Consider the following 19967-nt stretch of genomic DNA (forward strand, 5'->3'; position numbering starts at 1 on the left):
GAGGAGAGGAAGTATGGGCTTTTTTCAACAATTTTTCAAAAAGAAACCGCAGCCTGAACCGAGGCCGCTGTTCTATGATATCGTCTGTCCGTATTGCTTCAGTAAATTTTCACCGGAGGATGTAGTCTTCCGGGCTGCACATCATCGTGAGGATGACGAGGATTTTGCGCTTGGCGAGGATGAGCTGCTGAACAAATACCGGGAGCGGTTCGGCCTCGACCAGGTGTACGAGATGGAGGCGGTTATTCATCCGCATGATGTGCCGGAGGAGCACCACATGTATTCCGATCATGTGCTGATCGGTCTGACGGACCGCTATGGGGAGCTGACCCGGCGCCGTCTGTGCCCGCACTGCCACAACGAGCTGCCGGTAACGGCCGGCAAGGTGCCGAGCAACATCATTTCCATTATCGGGGCTTCGCAGGCGGGCAAGTCGGTCTACATGACCTCGCTGATTCATACGCTGCAGCATTATACCGCCGATCATTTCGGCGCTGCGTGCATGCCGCTGAACGCAGAGATCAGTCGCAAATTCCGCACCCTGTACGAGGAGCCGCTGTTTGAGCGGGGCGATTTGCTCTCGTCCACGCAAAAGGAGAAGATGCAGGAGCCCTTCATTTTCCAGTTTGTGTTCAAGGATGAGGAGAAGGCCCCGCTGACCTTGGTCTTTTTTGACGTAGCTGGTGAGGGCATGGTGGATCAGGATTATCTCGGCCTGCATGGACAGCACATCAAAAATTCGGCCGGCATTCTGTTTATGGTCGATCCGCTGCAGATTCGTTCCATTCGGGAGCGAATCAAGCTGAACCTGGGCGGTCAGCCCGGGGAATTTGTGGCCCAATATGACGAGCCCCGCGATGTTGTGCTGACGCTGTTCGGCGATTTTATCGCTTATCAGGACAAAACAAAAACAGATATTCCGACCGCAGTGGTGCTGACCAAAAGCGATATGCTTACAGCCCTTGCCGATGAGGAAGGCACTTACATCAAGAGCAACAGCAATATTTTTAACCCGATGGAGCACCGCAATTATCTGGATCTGACCGAGGTTGCCAATATTGACGGTGAAATCCGGCGTTTTATCGAGAAGGTGGACAGGCCGTTCAAGGGCACGATGGATGTCTACTTTTCCAACACTGCTTATTTTGCCGTATCCGCGCTTGGCAGCAATCCGGTGAACCAGAAGCTGCAGGGGCTGGTCAGCCCGATTCGGGTGGACGAGCCGTTCATCTGGCTGCTGTACAAGCTGAAGTACATTGAGGGGAGAGAATTGCATTGAGCAGTTTGAAGCCCATCCAGCAGCAGATGTACACCCGTGAAAGACAAGGCATTTTCCGGGCCGCTGAAGGCTTCGATACGATTGCCAAGTCGCAGGGGCTGGAGAACAATTGGATCAAAAAAGTGCTGCATCCTTTATGCGTGTATGATGCGCCTGCCGAGCTGGCTTCGCGCGGGGAGAAGGACGAGAAGGCCTATCCGGATGCCGTTCACCTCGTACGGACAGAGAACGGGGATATCGTGCTGGGGCGCAGCCTTTATAAGGCAGCCGATTTTACGGGTCTGAGAAGCGCATTCTTTACGCATAATTTTGTCATTCCTGCCGGACACGGAGAGGGTACGGCGGACTACAAACAGTGGCTGAATACGACCTTCGCGGACTCCTATGATATCGAACAGGGAATGGAGCTGCCGGAACTGGATACTCTGCCCGGGGAAAAGATTTATCCGGCCATCGCACCGGCATCCGTACTTGCCGAGCTGAACATCGATGAGCAGACCTTCAAAAGATTGCTGTATGCGGTCATGACGTCGCTGTCTGGCCGCAAAAAGGTATACGTCTCGCTGAATGCCCCTGCCGGGGATACGTCAATCGCTGCCAAAAAGCTGCTGTTCGTTTTATACGGCTATATGCCATATGACTTCAGAAAGAAGCTTGGTTTTCTGACTTATTCCGCGGAGCCTGCCAGCAGGAAAGGCATCCATTTGATGTTTGTGCCGCAGGGCAGCCTGCGGCCGGGAGACCGGAATATTGAAAAGGAATTTGTGTTTGACCTTCCGCAGGGACGAATCCTGAATGCAGAGGCCGAGGAGGCTGAAAGGCCTTTTCTGGAGTTTATATGGGAGCATGTAAAAAGCGGAGAATCCCCTGAAGCGTTCTTCAAGTTCGCGGATCAGATGCTCAGCGGAATGGAGTTCGGGCGTGGGCTTAGCCTGCAGGGCTATGATGAACTGAGCGTCTTTTACCGGATGGAGCAGGGCGAGAACGAGTGGTATCAACGGAATAAAGCGTCTGTATTACAGGGGCTGAACGAATACCTGACCAGCCCGGAAGCGATGCGGCGGCGGATGAGGCTGAATGACTTGTTTCTGGCCGCGTTCGACCGTGAATTTGACGCTGTCAGACAAGGCGCGTTGCCTGACCCGGAAGTGGTCAAGTGCTTCAAGGATTACTACAATGCCGATTCATCATATCTCGGTAATAAGCTGATCGAGTATCTGATCCGTTCATTGAACAATCTGTATGCCGCCAAAAGAGCGGACCTGGCGGCGCGGATCTGCCAGATTATCGACAGCAGCCAGGCGCTTCTCACAGCTTTTTTACATAAGGTGCTCAGCACAGGCGCCTTGACGAACGCGTTGTTTCTCCCTTATGCCCAGGAAAAGCTTGCGAGAGCTGCGGACGTCCAGGATATGCTTGACCTGATCCGGGATTGGAGCAGGGTTCAACCGGAGCTGCCGAATCGCCCGGAGTTCCAGAAGCTGGCGGAGACGGCAGTCATGGACCGGCTGCGTTCCATGCCGCAGCGGCACGAAGCAACGGTGCATTTTCAGCAGAGCGTATTGAACATGATGCATGAAAGGCTTGGCACGCCTGCAGAAGAAGAGATGCTGGGCAAGCTGTACGAAGCAGGGGAACGTTTCCTGCTGACGGAAGTCAAGCTGCAGGAGATTACGCCAGCTCAGCTGAAGCAGTTGGGCTTTTGCACCCGTGCGGATCTTGGACCATGGGTAGCCCAGCTCCCGCCGAGGCTGCAGTCGCTGGCTGTTGAATTCGTCGCTGCTTATGATTGGTTCACAACGGAGAAGCCGGAGCCTTCTTTGCTTATGGAGCTTTCGGAGCAGGAACGGGAGCATGTACAGGACTGGGCCAGGCGCTGGCTGCCGGCCGAACTGCAAAACGGAAATTATGCCCGGCTGCTTCCAGTCTACTGCGAGGTTTCGGAGAAAGGCAGCAGGGCTCTGAATTATGACGCGCTGCTGAAGGATGTGCGGAGCTGGGCAGGAGATGTAGAACTCGTCTTCCGTTTTATCCGCTGGAGCGAGCTGCATACGGCATTCGGCAGCCCGCGTACAGGCTTCCATCCGGATTACCAGAAGAGCCTGATGGTGTTCTTCAAGGAGGAAGGAAAGGAAGGATTGCATAAGAAAGCGCTGTGGCGGCGTCATTTCGAGCAGGCACAAGGTCCTTACCTGGCCTTCTATAATAAAGCGAAACGGGCTACCGATCCGCCGCTGCTGCAAACGCTGCGTAAGCTGCGCAAGGGCAGAGCGCTGCTGGTATTGCTTGCTACGGCCGCTTTGGTTGCAGTGGTGGTCGTGTTCGCCTCCGGTCTGTTAAGCCAGGAACCGGAAGACACTTCTCTGCAAGCGGCCCAGACAAATGACACGTTGACTCCCGCTACAACGGAAGCCGAGCCGGCATCGCCGCAGCAGGAGGCTCCGGCAGTACAAGTGACATTGCCGGCGGAAGAGGAAGGCTCAACAGCGAAGGGGTTAAAGCTTTTGTTTGCTTTCACGGACCTCGTACGGCAGGAGACATTTGAGCCAGAGTCGATCAACATCACGGACCCCGAGGGGAATCGGCATGAATTTACAGATTTTAAGCTTGAGCCGGTGACGCCGGATGCTTCGACTGGGGACGGAAAAGGTATCCTGTCAAAGAGCGAGACCGGGTCTGCCAACGACGCGCAGGGGGATACTCAGTCCGCCGGGTCTGCGAATGGCGCACAGGGGGATACCCAGTCTGTCGGCTCTGCGAGTGGTGGCACACAGGAGAACAACCAGCCTGCCGGAGCTGCAAATGGCAGCGGGAACCCGTCTGACGGCGCAGCAGGATCAGTCTCGGGCGCTCCGGCTGTCACGAAGCAGCCTTCCTATCCTTACAAGGTATTGGTTACGATCAATGAAGACTACTCCATTCAGGAAGGCAGCACGGTTGAAGTGGATGGAGAACAATATCCGATCACTTCAGCGGCTGATTCTGAAAAAGGAACTGTCGGAGAACATTAGGGGAATTCGTTAAGAAGGCAAAAAAAAAGGCGGAGACAGCCCAGGACTTCATAAGTCCATAGGTCGTCCCCGCCTTTATTTGCTGAACGCATCATAAACACCGGGCTGCTTCTCTTTGGTCCACGTACTGGTAGCCGGAATTTTCGCGTGGTTCACGCGGTGCGCATATTTCCTGGCGATCATCGTTACCTCCTGCATGAGACCGTGATCGAGAGTGATGGGATTGAGCCCTTTGGACAGCAGATGATCATTGGAGATACTCAGCTCATTCTCGGCCGGCTCGTTGCGGGGATTAGGCACGTACTGAATGGGGGCACCCGTAAGATTACTGACGAGCTCCGCAAGCTCACGGATTCGATACGTTTCGGTGACCTGATTAAAAATCATCACTCTCTCTTCAGGCAGGGGAGGATTCTCGATGGCAAGCTGAATACAGCGGACGGTATCCTGAATATGTATAAAAGCCCGTGTCTGCCCCCCTGTTCCATGAACGGTAATGGGGTGGCCAACAGCCGCCTGCATTAAAAAACGGTTCAAGACGGTACCGTAATCTCCGTCATAGTCAAACCGGTTCATTAGTCTTTCATCCAGACTCGTCTCGTTTGTGTTTGTCCCCCATACAATTCCTTGATGCAGATCAGTAATTCTGACCTGGTCGTTTTTATTGTAATAAAAAAAGAGGAGCTGATCCTGCGATTTTGTCAAATGATAGATGGATTCAGGGTTGGTCGGGTACAGAATTTGCTTTTTCAGACGTTCTCCTGTTTCGGTCTGTACTTCAACGTCCAGATAACCCTCGGGGATTTTGATTCCGGCCGTTCCATATCCATAAATCCCCACAGAACCCAAATGAACAAGGTGAATATCCAAGCCTGATTCTACGATGACGCTTAATAGATTATGTGTGGCGTTCAGATTGTTGTTGATGGTGTAGCGCTTGTGCGCCGGGGATTTCATGGAGTAGGGGGCAGAACGCTGTTCCGCAAAATGAACGATAACATCAGGCTTCTTCTCATTGACGATCTGCAGCAGCTTTTCATACTCCACTGCAATGTCTATTCGGTGGAAATCGATAAACTGCCCGCTCATTTCCTCCCAGGCATTGAGCCTTGTGCCCATGGGATAAACGGGAGTCAGGGAATTGCTCTCAAGTTCATTATCGATGTTGCGTCTGGAGAAATTATCGATAATCGTTACTTCATGACCTAATCCTGAAAGATGGAGGCTGGTAGGCCAACCGCAAAACCCGTCACCGCCTAATACCATAATTTTTTTGCCGGGTTTGAAAAAATTTGCACTTTCAAAGTTCAAAATTCCCCACCCTCTATTCATCTATGATGTAAGACTGCATATTACTTTTCGTCACAAGAAGCCGAACTCCTGCCAGCGCAAATAGAAAAATGGGGATCATTGCCAAGCAATTCCCCTAAAAAATACCCATCATATATCAGCTTTGCCGGATACCAGTGCATGCTGCCGCCTGCCGGAGTCAGGGAGCATTAAAGTGAATATGAGCCGGACTGTTCTAAAATGTAAGGTCCCAGCGTTCTTCGACCAGATGTGCTCCCCATAACGGCTTTTCTTCCAGCACCTCGGTTTTTACAAAGCCGAATTTTTCATACAGCTTCCGGGCCTCTTTCATGCTGCTTACGGTCCATAGAATAACCCGTTCGTAGTTCTGGGTCCTGCAATACTCAAGCAGGTTTTGCATCAATTGCGTTCCTATTCCTCGCTTATGAAAAGCCGGCTCTACAAGAAACCAGCGGAGCTGTGCCGTTGCGGCATCAATCCTCACCAGTCCCACACAGCCGGCGAATTTGCCGCCGCTCTCCGCGATCCATATTTTATCGATGTCCCCTTCAAACGTCTTCCGCAGGTACTCCAGAAATGTGTCATCCCAACCGTGGGCCGCAGCAAAAAAGGCTCGTTGCTTTTCAATCATGGTCTTAATATCGTCGGACAAATGATAGTCTCTTATCGTGATTTCCGTCCGGCTCGACTGAAGCTGTTGTGACAAAATGCTTTCGATCGTTTGCATGGATTCGATGAGCTTGGTTTGTGTGGTTTGCTCCAGGTTATCAAGAATATCGTCAATTTGTTGATTGGCCCTGGCCTCCAGCGTTTTGAAAATCTCTTCCCCGGACTTTGTCAAATACACATAATGGTTGCGGCTGTCCGCGGTGCTTTTTTGCTTATGAATCATGTTTTCCTGTTCAAATCGTTTGATGATTCTGCTCACATACCCGCGGTCCAGGTCCAGATTGTCCTGCAGCACCTTGGCTGTGCAATCCGGCGTATTATAGATTTCATACAAAACCCTCGTTTCTGTTAACGAAAAAGGGCCGTCATAGGCATGTTCATTCAGAAAACCGAGAACCGTTGTGTAAAAGCGGTTAAACCTTCTAAATTCCGCTCCATAGCTATTTTTGCCGTGTGTCATAAGAAGAACCAGTCCTTTCTGGATAGTTGACTTTATCAACAATATAAAACATATGATTGACTTGGTCAACTATTTAATCTGTGCAGGTTCCTATAAGAGAGAAAGGTCCGTCTATCCCTTAGGAGGATAACGGACCTTTTGCATCTTTACAGTCATTTTTCCGTTCCATTCAATTAATTTTATACTGATTGATCCAGAAGTTATTGACAAGAGAAGAGCGATAATTTATATTTGCGGAGTGATCGTTCCAGAAATCATTCAACTCAAGGAGGAGCATATGGTGTCAAGATATTCATCATCACCGGAGGGTGTGGTGCAAATCACAAGTATTCCGGAGCGCCTTCCCTGGCTGGCGCTGCTTGCACTTGCCATGACCGGTTTTACCTGTATTGTTACAGAAACCATTCCTGCAGGTCTGCTGCCGCAGATTGAGGAAGGGCTGCACATTACCAAAGCGATGGCCGGGCAGCTCGTAACGCTGTATGCACTCGGCTCGCTGGTGGCGGCTATTCCGTTCGCCATGTTTACAGGAGGGATACGCCGGCGCCCGCTATTACTCGCCGTTATTATCGGCTTTTTGGTATTCAACACGATTACCGCTTTATCATCCAGCTACGCTTTGACGTTAGCCGCAAGATTTTTTGCTGGTGTGGCTGCCGGGGCTGCGTGGGGAATGATTGCAGGTTATGCGCGGCGCATGGTGCCTGATGCGCTAAGAGGGCGTGCCCTGGCCGTTGCTATGGTAGGAACGCCAATTGCTCTTACATTCGGGGTACCTGCAGGGACTCTGCTCGGTGACGTGATCGGCTGGCGCTGGGTGTTCGGGCTTATGTCTCTTTTAACATTGGTACTGCTTGTATGGGTGCTGTGGAAGGTGCCGGATTATCCGGGTCAGCCGGCAGGGCAAAGGATGTCGGTCGGCCGGGTGTTCATGCTGCCGGGCATACGCCCCATCTTGTTTGTTGTGTTAACCTGGATGCTGGCTCACAATATTTTGTATACGTATATTGCCCCGTTTCTTGAGCGTTCAGGGCTTGCAGGCCGAACGGATCTGGTCCTGCTGGTCTTTGGGGTCGCGGCGCTTATTTCCATCTGGATCGTAGGCCTGGTCATCGACCGCAAGCTGCGTCAGCCGGTAGTGCTCAGCTTGCTTGGTTTCGCGCTTGTCTCCGTTGCACTGTGGATCGGAGGGACGTCTGCTCCGGTAGTTTTTGCCGCAGTGGCGTTATGGGGACTTACCTTCGGCGGAGCAGCCACTCTGCTGCAGACTGCGCTTGCGGAAGCAAGCGGAGAAGAGGCGGTGGATATCGTGATGCCAATCAATACGACGGTATGGAACCTGGCCATTGCCGGCGGCGGAATTGTGGGCGGTGTTTTGGTAGAGCTTGTTGGAGTACAGGCTTTTCCAGGAGTGCTGCTGCTTCTGCTGGTGCTTGCACTGATTACGGTATGGAGTGCGAGAAGGTACGGTTTTCCACGATGATTTTTTAAGGCCTGGAAAAATTTTAAAAAATCCTCCGGATCACAGGTGTCTGCTATTCATTTTTGCAGTGAAGCTGCCGATAAAGAACTTGTATTTGTCTCTTTGGATCCAGAAAGAAGAGGAGAATGTTACCATGATTCATTCCAATAATAATGAACTGAACGCGTCCCTGCTGGTCGCGCTGAATGCCAGAAACCGCGTGATTGCAAACAATGTCGCCAATGTCGATACGCCGTATTACAAAGCCCAGTCTGTTGAGTTTGAGGAAGAGCTGAAGCGCAAGCTGGAAAGGGGCTCGAGTGGCCAGCTTCCCCTGAAGCGTACCGACCCGCGGCATCTGCCCGTGCCGAGCGCCTCCAACCAGGTGGATTTTAAGGTTGTTGAAGATCAGAACACATCGATGAACAACAACCAGAACAATGTGGACATCGACAAGGAGATGTCTGCACTGGCGGAAAACCAGCTGCTGTACAACTACACCGTTGACCGGGTGAGCGGTTATTATTCCAAAATGAAGAATCTGCTTTCCGATTTGAAATAGTTAAAGTGAATATTTAAAGCCAGAAGATCCGCGCCTTGCGCGGATTTTTTGTTCATCGATAGACGTTTTGTTACAGTAGAGTTGAAAAAGGACACTATATAGATAGCTGGTAATTTGCAAGAACTGCTGCAGAGGAGGAGAAGGGATGGCAAGACAAAACATAAGAGTTCCTTACGGATATGAACCGCCTGAAGAGAGCAGGAAGGGAACGCTGATTTTCTATGACTCTTTTGAGGATGTAACGGATGCTGAACTGGAGCGGGCTTTTGCTGCCTTTGAGCAGCGGGCTTTTGCCAGGCTGGTGCTGTACCCGCTGCATGAAGATACGGTTCGGCGAATGTGGAAGGAGCCAGTCAGCGCTTTTCATAAACGGCAAAAACGTCTGGAAGAATGGAAGCTCGATTCCGGTCATTCTGCGGTCAGCATTCAGAATTGGGATGGCAAACGCAAAAAATACACACCGATCGATACTGCCTTGCGCTACCTGACCGAGACATATCCGTCCCCGTATTTTCTCTACATGACCCCGGAGATGGCCAATTTATTCGCTTCCTTTTCCACGTTTGAGGAGTGGATTGTGCAGCTGAGGCTGCTTTTGTCCGCTGAGCCGGAAACCGTACATCCACGGCTGGAAAAGTTTCGACACAGGTGGGATGTATTTTCCGGGGAATAAGAAAAACATCTATCGACGTACATTCAAAAAAGACAGGGTCCCTCCACAAAGGGAGAACCCTGTCTCTGAACCGCTATATGTTACAGAAATGCCCAGCCGACAAGCCCGGCCAGAATGCCGATAACCACAACCGATGAAGCGGTGAACGCCAGCACTTTCGCCGGAAAATGCTTCGCAATCATCAGCAGGGAAGGCAGGCTGATCGCCGGCAGTGTCAGCAGCAGCGCCGCTGCAGGGCCGCCGCCCATGCCCATGGACATAAAGGTTTGAATAATGGGAATTTCAGCCGCTGTCGGAATGACGAACAGCATGCCTGCAATTGCGAAGCCGATAATGGCCAGCAGGCTGTTGGCACCTGCGTCGCTTAATACTGGGAACATCCAGGCCCGGAAAGCGCCAAGCAGCAGAACTGCGATCACGTAGGCAGGCACGAGCGAAATAAACATGCTCCAAATAGCTTTGCCCCAACGTACATAAAGCGGCTGCTCCGGTCTGTCATCCTCAGGAAGCGCAGCTTCGACCTCCCGCGGCACTTGTTCATTTGGCGCGAAGCGGTTGGCCAGGTAGCTTACCCCGAACGTCAGCAGCAGCCCGAATACAAGACGCAGCAAGGTGAATTTCCATGAGAGAACAAATGTCATGAAAATCAGCGTCGCCGGGTTAATGGTCGGATTGCCGATCCAGAACGCCAGGCTTGCTCCGACCGAGGCGTTCTTCTTGCGCAGGCCGACGGCAAGCGGTGCCGCGCAGCAGGTGCACATCATGCCTGGCAGTGAGGCCAGACCGCCGATGGCGGTGCTTTTAAAGGTGGCTTTGCCAAGCATGTTCAAGAGCCACTTGGAAGGCAGCAGCACCTGCACGAGCGAACCGAGCAGGATGCCGAGCACAGCCGCTTTCCAGACAGCTTTGAAATAGGCTAAAGCATATTCCCAGGCCGTGCTCCACGAAGGGGCCGGGATAGCTTCATTCGCACCGTTCAGAATGGAAGAGCCGATGGAATGGGTGGTGGCTGATGTGATGGCTTTGCCATAGTACGGCCACCATTTTACATACAATAAGCCGGCTGCGGCGATCACAATGAATAGCAAGGCCAGCAGCAATGCTCTTCGGTTGAAGTGACCGGACGGCCGGGCGGAACCTGAAGAATTCATTTCTTTCTTTCCCTCCGATAAAACAAATTAGCCGATACATTTTGAAAAATGCAGACGGGAGATATTATATCACATGCAAGCTGCCAAACACCGCTAAAATGGATAATTATAATGTCCTTTACATCGGCAGAGGATTCTAAGGATATCCGTCTCAAAAATACAGTGCAGTTCCTTAGGAATAGTTTAAATACCACTTCCAAAGCATTGCATCCAATACGTGACAAAGTAACGATATCAACAAAGTTTAGAGTCTATAAGGAAAATGGAAACGTGGAAAAGCAAGTAGAAAAAGCTATAGATGGAGCACTTAAACGGCTGAATACAGAATATATTGACCTCTTCTACTTGCATCGAATCAATCCTGAAATTCCTGTAGAAGAAGTGGTATTTGGCATAGGCAAAATGATTGAGAGTGGTAAGATTAAAGGTTGGGGATTGTCACAAGTCAGTGAAGATGAGATCCGACTAGCAAATAATGTTACTCAGCTTATTTTGAAATCCTGGGGCATCCGTGATAGAATACAGCCAAGATCAACTTGTATATACAAGTTTGGAGTTTGTGAATAATCCACTATTTGATTAAAGGAGACGAATCAGATGGCTATCAAGTTAATTGCAGTCGATATGGATGGTACGTTTTTAGATCGTAATCAAAGTTACAATCGAAAACGCTTTAGGGATCAATATTCAGAAATGAAAAAACAAGGGATTAAGTTTATCGTTGCGAGCGGTAATCAATATTTTCAATTAAAATCTTTTTTTTCAGAAATTGAAAAAGAAATCGCTTTTATTGCTGAAAATGGAGCTTATATTGTTGATGAAGGAAAGGACATCTATAACGGTGAGATGTCTACAGAGACTATTAATGAAGTCCTAAAAATGCTCAAGCAGTATGACTATCCTGACTTAGTGGTTTGTGGTAAGAATGGAGCCTATGTTCACGCTTCAGTTTCAGAAGAGTTTTATCAGCAAACATTACGTTACTATCACAAACTTTCTAGGGTTACTGATTTTGAAAAAATAGATGATATCATATTTAAGTTTGCAACTAGTTTTCCAGAAGATATTGCTGCATCTGTTTTGGATGACTTTAATAATCATGTAGGTAAGTATGTCACTCCTGTTTCTAGTGGTCATGGTGACATTGATTTAATCATCCCTGGAATTCATAAAGCGAGAGGAATTAAACTGCTACAAGAACGTTGGGAAATTGCAGATGAAGAAACGGCTGCTTTTGGAGATAGTGGGAACGATTTTGAGATGATCTCTCATGTTAAATATGGTGTTGCTATGTCCAATGCTATTCCTGCTGTAAAAGATGCTGCCATGCATATCACTGGATCAAATAATAACGAAGGTGTATTGGACGCTATAGATTTGATTCTCGATAAAAAATCGCCATTTTATTGATAATATTTCTCTAACATCGGGATCACATCCTCATTGGGTTTGTTTCCCTTTATTACCCGTTTTAGGAGTAACCGATTTTAAGAAAAGTAGTTCTAATGTTCAGTCTATATAATATTTCTTTGGGGGAGTATAATAGTTATTTGGATTAGTTTCATATGAAAGGAAGTTGTGTTCATGTCACTTCAAGATAAAATAAACGGTATCAAGCTGACGTCACTCTCATCCAAAGGAGGCTGCGGCTGCAAAATCGGCCCGGCCGACCTGGCGCAGGTCATCCGCAGTCTTCCGCCTGCCGAACCGAACCCGAACCTGCTGGTCGGTCTGGACACAAGCGATGATGCAGGCGTCTACAAGCTGACGGATGAGCTGGCGATGGTACAGACGGTAGACTTCTTTACGCCAATCGTCGATGACCCGTATTCGTTCGGGCAGGTTGCCGCAGCCAACGCCATCAGCGATATTTATGCCATGGGCGGCACTCCGCTGACCGCCTTGAACATTGTGGCTTTCCCCATTCATACCCTGGATAAAAGCATTCTGTCCGAGATTCTGAGAGGAGCCGGCGACAAGCTGAAGGAAGCGGGCGTTACGCTCGTCGGCGGCCATTCCATCGATGATAAGGAACCGAAGTTCGGACTGGCGGTTACCGGGCTAGTGCATCCGGACAAGGTGCGGACCAACGCGGGAGCACGGCCGGGGGATCAGCTGATCCTGACCAAGCCGATCGGCGTGGGCATTCTGACGACCTCCATCAAGAAGGACCAGCTCAGCGAAGAAGAAGTGAACCGTGTTACCAAGGTCATGTCTACCTTAAATAAAACGGCGGCAGAAACGATGGCTTCCTATGATGTGCACGCCTGCACGGATGTAACAGGTTTTGGTCTGCTCGGACATGCCTCGGAAATGGCCAAAGGCAGCGGCAACGGAGTTGTGATCGAGAAAGCGCTCGTACCGCTTCTTCCACGCGTGCGCGAGCTGGCGGAAGCCGGTTTTGTGCCGGGAGGAACGAAAAATAACTTTGCCCATCTGGAAGGCTCAGTGACCTTCCCGGCGGATATGGATCAGCTCGACCAATATATTTTGTATGATGCAGTAACCTCCGGAGGTTTGCTGATTTCCGTGGAGGGCAGCCAGGCGGAGGCCTTGCTGGCGGATTTGCTCAAAGCGGGCGTTGAAGCAGCACGCATCGGTGAAATTACAGCAGAGCATCCGGGTCACATCGTTGTCCGCTAGGGACAGTAAGAGGGAGCGATAGGGAAATTGATTCAGGACATCACAGTTGAAGAATTGCTAAAGCTTCAGAAAGATAAAAGTCTGCTTCCGGTCGACGTCAGATCACCTTCCGAGTTTGCGGCGGCGACCATACCGGGCAGCATCAATATTCCGATTTTTAATGATGAAGAACGGGCCGAGATCGGTACCCTGTACAAGCAGGTGAACGTACAGGCAGCCAAAGAGAGAGGGCTTGAGATCGTGTCCGCCAAGCTGCCTGCATTTATCCGCGAATTTGCAGCCATTCCGCAGCAGAAGGCCGTGTTCTGCTGGCGGGGAGGCATGCGCAGCAAAACGTCGGCAACCGTCCTTTCCTTAATGGGCATCAAGGCTTACCGCCTGTCAGGCGGAATACGCGCATACCGGAAATGGGTTGTCGAGCAGTTAGAGAACTTTGAGGTCAAGGTTCCTGCCATCGTTATTAACGGGCACACAGGATCCGGCAAAACGAAGATTTTGCGTCTGCTGCAGCAGGAAGGCTATCCGGTGCTGGATCTGGAAGGAATGGCAGGACATCGCGGATCGGTGTTTGGCCATATCGGATATGCCTCCCGCAATCAGAAAACGTTCGACTCCCTGCTGCTGCAGGGACTGCTTCAGCATCATGAAGCTCCCTATATCCTGTTTGAAGCGGAGAGCCAGCGGATCGGCAAAGTGGCACTGCCTGAATTTCTGTTAAACAAGAAGGAAGAGGGCGTTCATCTTTGGATCGAGATCCCGGTCGCAGAGCGTGTCCGCCAGATCATGGAGGATTACGAGCCGGAAAAGCATGCGGAGGCATGCATACAGGCGTTTTTGCGGATCAAGGAACGTATTCATACGCCGGTAGCGGCGGAGATTGAAGCGGATTTGCGTGCGGGGCAGTATGAGGAAGCGATTCGCCTGCTGCTGGAATTTTACTACGATCCGCGCTATGAGCATACTGCGCGCCATTATGACAGCGAGAAGCGCGTAACGGTTCAGGCGGACTCTGTTGAGGAAGCAGCCGGGCGGGTAAAGGACTATCTGGAAAATTTTAAGGGGTAAAGCAGACGGCCTGCGAGGTAAAACTGGAATAGAATCAAGGATTGCCGGATGACAGCCCAATAGCCAGCGAACACGAATTTTGTGTTTGCTGGCTTTTTGCTTTTTTTACGTAAGGTCAAAATAAACGGAACAATTAACAATTTATTTACTTGGATTTTATATTGATTTGGATATTCGACTTTAAGCTTGGAATAGCTTGTCAAGGAATCGAGGTGGATGTCATTAGCCCATGCTAAGTAGCTTCATGAACAATTAAGAGAATATGACAACGACCTGAAAGGGAGGGAAATATACGGTGTCTCAAGTGAAAATATTATTTAGCCGTTTACTGTGTGCCATGCTTGCAGTTATCCTCAGCATACCAACGTTAGGTCTATTTGCACAAAAGGCTCATGCGGCTGATTATACGATGGCTGCGAACAAGTCGGTTTACTGGCAGGGTGAAAGCGTTGAGGTAACCTATTCAGGAGCGGAGAATGCAAAAGATTGGATCGCTTTATATGAAGCTTCCGATGATAATCTGAAAAACTACCTGGAGTGGCATTACACGGGGACAGGAGAAGGTACTTTAACATTCAATACTTCCTCCTTGAAACCGGGAGAATATATCCTGCGTTTTTTGGTTAATGATGGGTATCAAGCTGAGACAAGCACCTCGTTTACCATTGAAGCGCTGCCGGCGCCTTCCGGTCTGTCTCTGGACGCAGTGATCGGCAGCGATAAAACCATTACCGGTGATGTCACGATTACACCGCCTGCAAATAATAAGATCATTCAAAATTATAAATTGTATTGGGGCGGAACGAGCGGTATGCTCCCTGGCGCACCTGAAGTAATCACGGTAACATACGCTGCCTATCAGGAGGATGTCATGTTCACATTTCAACCGGGCACCATCGTACCAGATGGAGCTACTTCACTCCTGGCCTATTCCGAACATGATGGACTGCAATCACAATCCTTCGCGAGAGCGCTGCTTCCCGGATATGTGACCCCGGAGGAGGTGGATTTGACCGTGATGAGCTTTAATATATGGCAAGGACCGGTCAAATCCAAATACGGTGTTGACGGTGCCGCGCAACATATCGCAAACGCCATCCGTGAAAGCGGAGCTGATGTGGCGGGCATTCAAGAAACGGACAGAGATATCGTCGTCAAAGCAGCGCAATTGCTTGGGTTTTATGCGGCTGTCAAAGCGGGCAGCGATCTCAGTCTGATCAGTAAATATCCAATCATTGAGGTTGATGAAGCGAATGACTATTATCTGATTGAAGTTCTGCCGGACAAGGCGGTGGCCATCGGCAATATCCATTTGTCTTCTTCTCCGTATGGTCCATACGATATTCAGGAGGGCAAAACGGTCGAAGAAGTTTTGCAAAACGAGAATATGTATCATATGACAGAAATGAAGAGCATGTTCAACAAGCTTCCGGTGTTGGCCGCGCAAGGAATGCCCGTATTCCTCACTGGCGATTTCAACGTTCCGTCACACCTAGATTGGGTTGAAGGCAATAAAAATCGCCATAATGGACAAGTCGTCGAATGGCCGGTATCCAAGAAACTGGAGGAACTTGGTTTCCAGGATTCCTATCGTGCCATCCATCCAGATCCTGTAGCAGAGCCTACCATTACTTGGGCTGCTGAAGGAACGGAGTGGAAGAACCCGGAAATGTATGATCGGATCGATTATGTATACAGTCACGGTCCCGCTGTTGTAAAGAACAGCCAGGTCTATGGCGAGAAGCAGGTCGTCGGAGGAAACTCCAATTCCTTTACCAAATCCGATGTAGAATTGGATACTTGGGTATCTGACCACAGAGCCGTGGTTTCGACTTTCACCGTAACTCCGCGCAGTTACAATGACCTGGAGCTGCCGAAAGATCCGGAAATCGAAAAGGCGGCGATTCGTCTGGAAAAAACCTCTTTTGTGCAAGGAGAATCTATTACGGTCGGCTATAAAGCAGCTCAACGTAAGACAGATTGGATAGGAGTATACAAGAAAGATGAAGTTCCAGGAGGCCCTGGTTCAACCAAATGGGCGTATGTGCCAAATCTTCCTGACGGCGCGTTGACCTTAAATGACGACAGCCCGGGGACGGCGGGCAAAATGGCCGATATGGCACCGGGAGAATATTTCGTTGCTCTGATGAGCAATGGCGGGTATGAGGAAATTGCCGAACGAATTTATTTTAACGTTACCGCCAAGACAACGCCGGAAACACCGGAGACCCCAGGAACGCCGGAAACTCCAGGAACACCAGGAACGCCGACAACGCCGAAACCGCATGACTCGGATGATGATGATTCGGATCATTCATCCTCGGGCGGCGGTTCGAACCATGGTTCAGTTTCGAAACCGGGACAGGAACAATCCAAGCCTGGCACCGACCCTGAAACCAAACCGGAAACTACACCGGCGGATGACGATAAGCAAAATGCAAAACCAAGCACGCCGGTTGAATCGGTCTTTACCGACATCGACTCTTCGTTCAACGCGATCGATGCGGTTCAATCCATGTTTGACAAAGGTGTCATCAAAGGCGTAAGCGGAAATAAGTTCAACGGCGACGCCAAACTAAACCGTGCGGATTCCATCATCATGTTGAACCGGTTGTTCAACATTGCCGGCCAATCCGGGACCAGCTTTGCCGATGTGAAGCCGAACAGCTACTATGCCAACGATATTGCTGCGGCAAATCAGCTTGGTCTGGTCAACGGAACGGGCAGCGGCAAGTTTAACCCTGCGGGAAATATTCACAAATTGGATTATTTGGTGATGTTCTATAGATACTTGAATTATCAAGGCCGGATATCCAGCCCGCAAGAGATGAACTCGGTGGATGCCGCTGCATTGAATAATGTACCGGCATATGCTCAGCAAGCCATCCATTACTTCCTGAATGCCGGGTTCCTTAAACTTGACTCATTAAATCTGTATAATGAGCTTACTCGCACAGATGCCGTTGTATTGCTTGATCAACTGGATAAACAATTTTTGGCTGAATAAAGTCGGCAAAATAAAGAAAGTATCAAAGAAGACCCCCGCACTTATTTATGGAGTGCGGGGGTCTATTCTCTTTAGCGTGCCATCCAGCCGCCGTCAACACACAGCACATGTCCGTTCATATAGTCGGAGGCAGCGGAAGCAAGGAATACGGCCGGGCCTTTGAGATCCTCCGGCGTACCCCAGCGTCCGGCCGGAATACGCTCGGTAATGGAACGCGTCCGGTCAGGGTCTTTCAGAATCGGCGCCGTATTGTTCGTATCGATGTAGCCTGGTGCGATAGCGTTGACCTGGATGCCCTTTTGCGCCCATTCGTTGGCCAGCGCTTTTGTCAAACCTGCAATGCCATGCTTGCTCGCGGTATATCCGGGGACATTGATGCCGCCCTGGAAGGAGAGCATGGAGGCGATATTGATGATTTTGCCGCTGCCGCGGCTGATCATATGCCGACCGGCGATTTGCGACAGCATGAAAATAGAGTTGAGGTTCAGATTGATAACATCGTTCCAGTCCTGCAGACTGTGCTCAGCCGCCGGAGCTCTGCGAATTGTGCCGGCATTATTGACGAGAATATCAATGTTTCCAGTCAGGCCCAGGGCATCGGTGAACACCTGCTCAATACCGTCGGTCAGACCGAGGTCGGCCTTAATATCAAGCGCCTGTCTTCCCAAATTACGAATGGCAGAGACTGCTTGATCGCTGCCTGATCTGGATACGGTAACAACGTCGGCTCCCGCCTCAGCAAGACCAATCGCAATGCTTTCCCCGATTCCGCCGGAGCTGCCTGTGACGAGCGCCGTTTTTCCTTCAAGCTGAAACCATTGCATATGCGAATGACACTCCTTTATAGAGATTGTGTACAGGTAGAATCAGGTATAACTGATCAAACGGACGCCAGTCTCCTTAATACGCCGTCCCTGTTCGTTATCCGGAATCCGGTCTGTAATCACCGCTGTCAGATCTGACAGAGGGGCGAAGGTACGCAGAGCGGTCTGTCCGAATTTGTGATGATCCACAGCAGCGTACACCTCTTTGGAGACCGTGATCAGGGCCCGTTTGAAATCAATCAGATCGCTTGTATACACGGATAAGCCGTTCTCCGGGTGGATGGCGGTAGCAGAAATGAATGCTTTCCGGATATTCAGGCCGTGTATGAAGGCCACCGCTTCCGGTCCGGCAAGCACGTTACGGACACGGTAGCCGCCTGGCACAACAAGGCGAATGTGATCCTTTGGAGCCAGCTCGCTGATGACATATACATCATTGGTAATGACCGTGATCGGCTCCGGTCCCAGCTGCTTCGCAATTTCAAGCATCGTGCTGCCGCCGTCCAATGCAATAATATCGTTCTCGACGATGAGCGACGAGGCCGCAGCGGCGATTTGCTTTTTCTCGGACAGGTGCTTGATTTGCGATTCCTGCTCGGGCAGAATCCCGTACTGCTCGCGGCTGGCCAGCATGGCTCCGCCGTGAACACGTACGACCAGGCCCTGCTCCTCCAGTTTGGTGAGATCCTCGCGGATTGTTTTGCCGGTCACATTCAGGCGCTCGCTGAGCTCATTGACCGTTACTTCCTTGTCACGCAGTAAGACCTCCATAATAATTTCATATCTTCTAAGAGGGTTCATAAAGCTTCATCCGTTCTGTTTTTGCTTAAGTTTTTCTTATCTTAACTCTTCCATGGCTACGCCGTCCATATCCTCGAAAATCTGGTTTTCCCCGGCCATTCCCCATATAAATGTGTAATTATGAGTGCCAACGCCGCTGTGAATGGACCAGCTTGGGGAGATGACCGCCTGTTCATTACGCATGACGACATGGCGTGTCTGCTGCGGTTCTCCCATGAGATGAAACACGACGGCATCGTCCGGCAGATTGAAATACAGGTAGACCTCGGAACGGCGGTTATGGGTATGCGCCGGCATCGTATTCCACATATTGCCCGGCTCCAGTACAGTCATGCCCATCACGAGCTGGCAGCTTTGAATGCCTTTATCATGGATATAACGGTAAATCGTCCGTTCATTGGAGTGTTCAATGGAACCGAGATGAACGTTAAACGCATCGGAAGGACCTGTTTTCACCGTCGGATAGTTTTTGTGGGCAGGTGTCGAATTCAGATAAAATTTGGCCGGATTGGCGGCATCGGTGCTTTTGAACAGCACTTCCTTGGCTCCCAGCCCCACATACAGGCATTCCCGCGTGTCCAATTCGTAATCGCTGCCGTCTACGGTTACTGTGCCAGCGCCGCCGATGTTGATAATCCCAACTTCCCGGCGTTCCAGAAAGGTGTCTGCGCCAATGGTTTTAGAATCCGCTTTCAATTCAATCGCTTCCTGAACGGGAACGGCAGCTCCGATGATATAGCGGTCTACATGGGAATAGACGAGCTTAAGTTCACCGGGAACAAATAAAGACTCGATCACAAACTCCTGGCGAAGGCGCTCCGTGTCGAAAGCTTTCACTTCATTGGGATGAGAGGCGTGGCGATTTTCCATAATTTTCGTCTCCTTCACTGTTCGTTTTGGTTAAAAATAGGTTTATATAAGTTTAAATTAATCCATATTGGTTCATTTGGCAAGTGAATGAATGAAATTTTATGTATGTGGTGGAAAGAGAAAAAATAAAATAGCCCCCTCTCGGAGCAGAATCTCAGGAAAAAGGTTGGCCTGAGGCT

16 protein-coding genes are annotated in these 19967 nt (G+C 50.2%); 10 read left to right on the forward strand and 6 right to left on the reverse strand.

From position 1 onward, the window contains the following. Positions 1-13: 13 nt before the first annotated feature. A complete protein-coding gene (locus ACE5KN_RS03175; protein WP_375525139.1) occupies positions 14-1279 on the forward strand; it encodes a TRAFAC clade GTPase domain-containing protein in 1266 nt (421 codons plus the stop codon). Beyond that, on the forward strand, positions 1276-4290 hold the full coding sequence (locus ACE5KN_RS03180; protein ID WP_375525140.1) for a GAP1-N2 domain-containing protein: 3015 nt from the start codon (positions 1276-1278) through the stop codon (positions 4288-4290). The genes ACE5KN_RS03175 and ACE5KN_RS03180 overlap by 4 nt, the downstream gene beginning before the upstream one ends. A 75-nt stretch (positions 4291-4365) precedes the next feature. Here the strand turns inward: ACE5KN_RS03180 and ACE5KN_RS03185 are convergent, their stop codons facing one another. Next, the gene (locus ACE5KN_RS03185) at positions 4366-5601 is read right to left on the reverse strand and encodes an NAD-dependent epimerase/dehydratase family protein (RefSeq protein ID WP_375525141.1); all 1236 of its coding nucleotides are present in this window, start codon (positions 5599-5601) and stop codon (positions 4366-4368) included. Positions 5602-5815: 214 nt separating this feature from the next. Next, the gene (locus ACE5KN_RS03190; protein WP_375525142.1) at positions 5816-6730 is read right to left on the reverse strand and encodes a bifunctional helix-turn-helix transcriptional regulator/GNAT family N-acetyltransferase; all 915 of its coding nucleotides are present in this window, start codon (positions 6728-6730) and stop codon (positions 5816-5818) included. 277 nt (positions 6731-7007) lie between these two features. Between ACE5KN_RS03190 and ACE5KN_RS03195 the strand changes: the two genes are divergently transcribed. The 3 genes from ACE5KN_RS03195 to ACE5KN_RS03205 all read left to right on the forward strand — a co-directional run bounded on the left by ACE5KN_RS03195 (position 7008) and on the right by ACE5KN_RS03205 (position 9427). Then, positions 7008-8213, forward strand: coding sequence for an MFS transporter (locus ACE5KN_RS03195; RefSeq protein WP_445993923.1), 1206 nt, complete (start codon positions 7008-7010; stop codon positions 8211-8213). A 133-nt stretch (positions 8214-8346) separates the two neighbouring features. Further along, positions 8347-8754, forward strand: coding sequence for a flagellar basal body rod protein FlgB (gene flgB, locus ACE5KN_RS03200; RefSeq protein ID WP_375525144.1), 408 nt, complete (start codon positions 8347-8349; stop codon positions 8752-8754). A gap of 145 nt (positions 8755-8899) precedes the next feature. Further along, entirely contained in the window at positions 8900-9427 is a 528-nt protein-coding gene (locus tag ACE5KN_RS03205; RefSeq protein ID WP_375525145.1) for a hypothetical protein, read from the forward strand. A gap of 80 nt (positions 9428-9507) precedes the next feature. On the opposite strand, the gene ACE5KN_RS03210 is transcribed toward ACE5KN_RS03205, so the two are convergent. Next, a complete protein-coding gene (locus tag ACE5KN_RS03210; protein ID WP_375525146.1) occupies positions 9508-10578 on the reverse strand; it encodes a permease in 1071 nt (356 codons plus the stop codon). A 111-nt stretch (positions 10579-10689) separates the two neighbouring features. Between ACE5KN_RS03210 and ACE5KN_RS03215 the strand changes: the two genes are divergently transcribed. From ACE5KN_RS03215 to ACE5KN_RS03235, 5 genes are all read left to right on the forward strand, one after another. Then, positions 10690-11145 (forward strand): aldo/keto reductase, encoded by a 456-nt coding sequence (locus ACE5KN_RS03215; RefSeq protein WP_375525280.1) that lies wholly within the window; start codon positions 10690-10692, stop codon positions 11143-11145. Positions 11146-11175: 30 nt separating this feature from the next. Beyond that, entirely contained in the window at positions 11176-11988 is an 813-nt protein-coding gene (locus tag ACE5KN_RS03220; RefSeq protein WP_375525147.1) for a Cof-type HAD-IIB family hydrolase, read from the forward strand. A 174-nt stretch (positions 11989-12162) separates the two neighbouring features. Then, on the forward strand, positions 12163-13221 hold the full coding sequence (selD, locus tag ACE5KN_RS03225; RefSeq protein ID WP_375525148.1) for a selenide, water dikinase SelD: 1059 nt from the start codon (positions 12163-12165) through the stop codon (positions 13219-13221). Positions 13222-13248: 27 nt separating this feature from the next. Next, on the forward strand, positions 13249-14286 hold the full coding sequence (mnmH, locus tag ACE5KN_RS03230) for a tRNA 2-selenouridine(34) synthase MnmH (RefSeq protein WP_375525149.1): 1038 nt from the start codon (positions 13249-13251) through the stop codon (positions 14284-14286). A 295-nt stretch (positions 14287-14581) separates the two neighbouring features. After that, positions 14582-17293 (forward strand): endonuclease/exonuclease/phosphatase family protein, encoded by a 2712-nt coding sequence (locus ACE5KN_RS03235; RefSeq protein WP_375525150.1) that lies wholly within the window; start codon positions 14582-14584, stop codon positions 17291-17293. A gap of 71 nt (positions 17294-17364) precedes the next feature. Here the strand turns inward: ACE5KN_RS03235 and kduD are convergent, their stop codons facing one another. From kduD to kduI, 3 genes are read right to left on the reverse strand one after another with little or no spacing between them, the layout of a single operon-like run. Then, on the reverse strand, positions 17365-18117 hold the full coding sequence (gene kduD / locus ACE5KN_RS03240; protein WP_375525151.1) for a 2-dehydro-3-deoxy-D-gluconate 5-dehydrogenase KduD: 753 nt from the start codon (positions 18115-18117) through the stop codon (positions 17365-17367). A 42-nt stretch (positions 18118-18159) separates the two neighbouring features. Continuing rightward, positions 18160-18918 (reverse strand): DeoR/GlpR family DNA-binding transcription regulator, encoded by a 759-nt coding sequence (locus ACE5KN_RS03245; protein ID WP_375525152.1) that lies wholly within the window; start codon positions 18916-18918, stop codon positions 18160-18162. A gap of 36 nt (positions 18919-18954) precedes the next feature. After that, the gene (gene kduI / locus ACE5KN_RS03250; RefSeq protein ID WP_375525153.1) at positions 18955-19788 is read right to left on the reverse strand and encodes a 5-dehydro-4-deoxy-D-glucuronate isomerase; all 834 of its coding nucleotides are present in this window, start codon (positions 19786-19788) and stop codon (positions 18955-18957) included. Positions 19789-19967 lie beyond the last annotated feature (179 nt).

This window comes from Paenibacillus terreus (assembly GCF_042138595.1).
GTDB classification, from domain to species: Bacteria; Bacillota; Bacilli; order Paenibacillales; family Paenibacillaceae; genus Paenibacillus; species Paenibacillus terreus.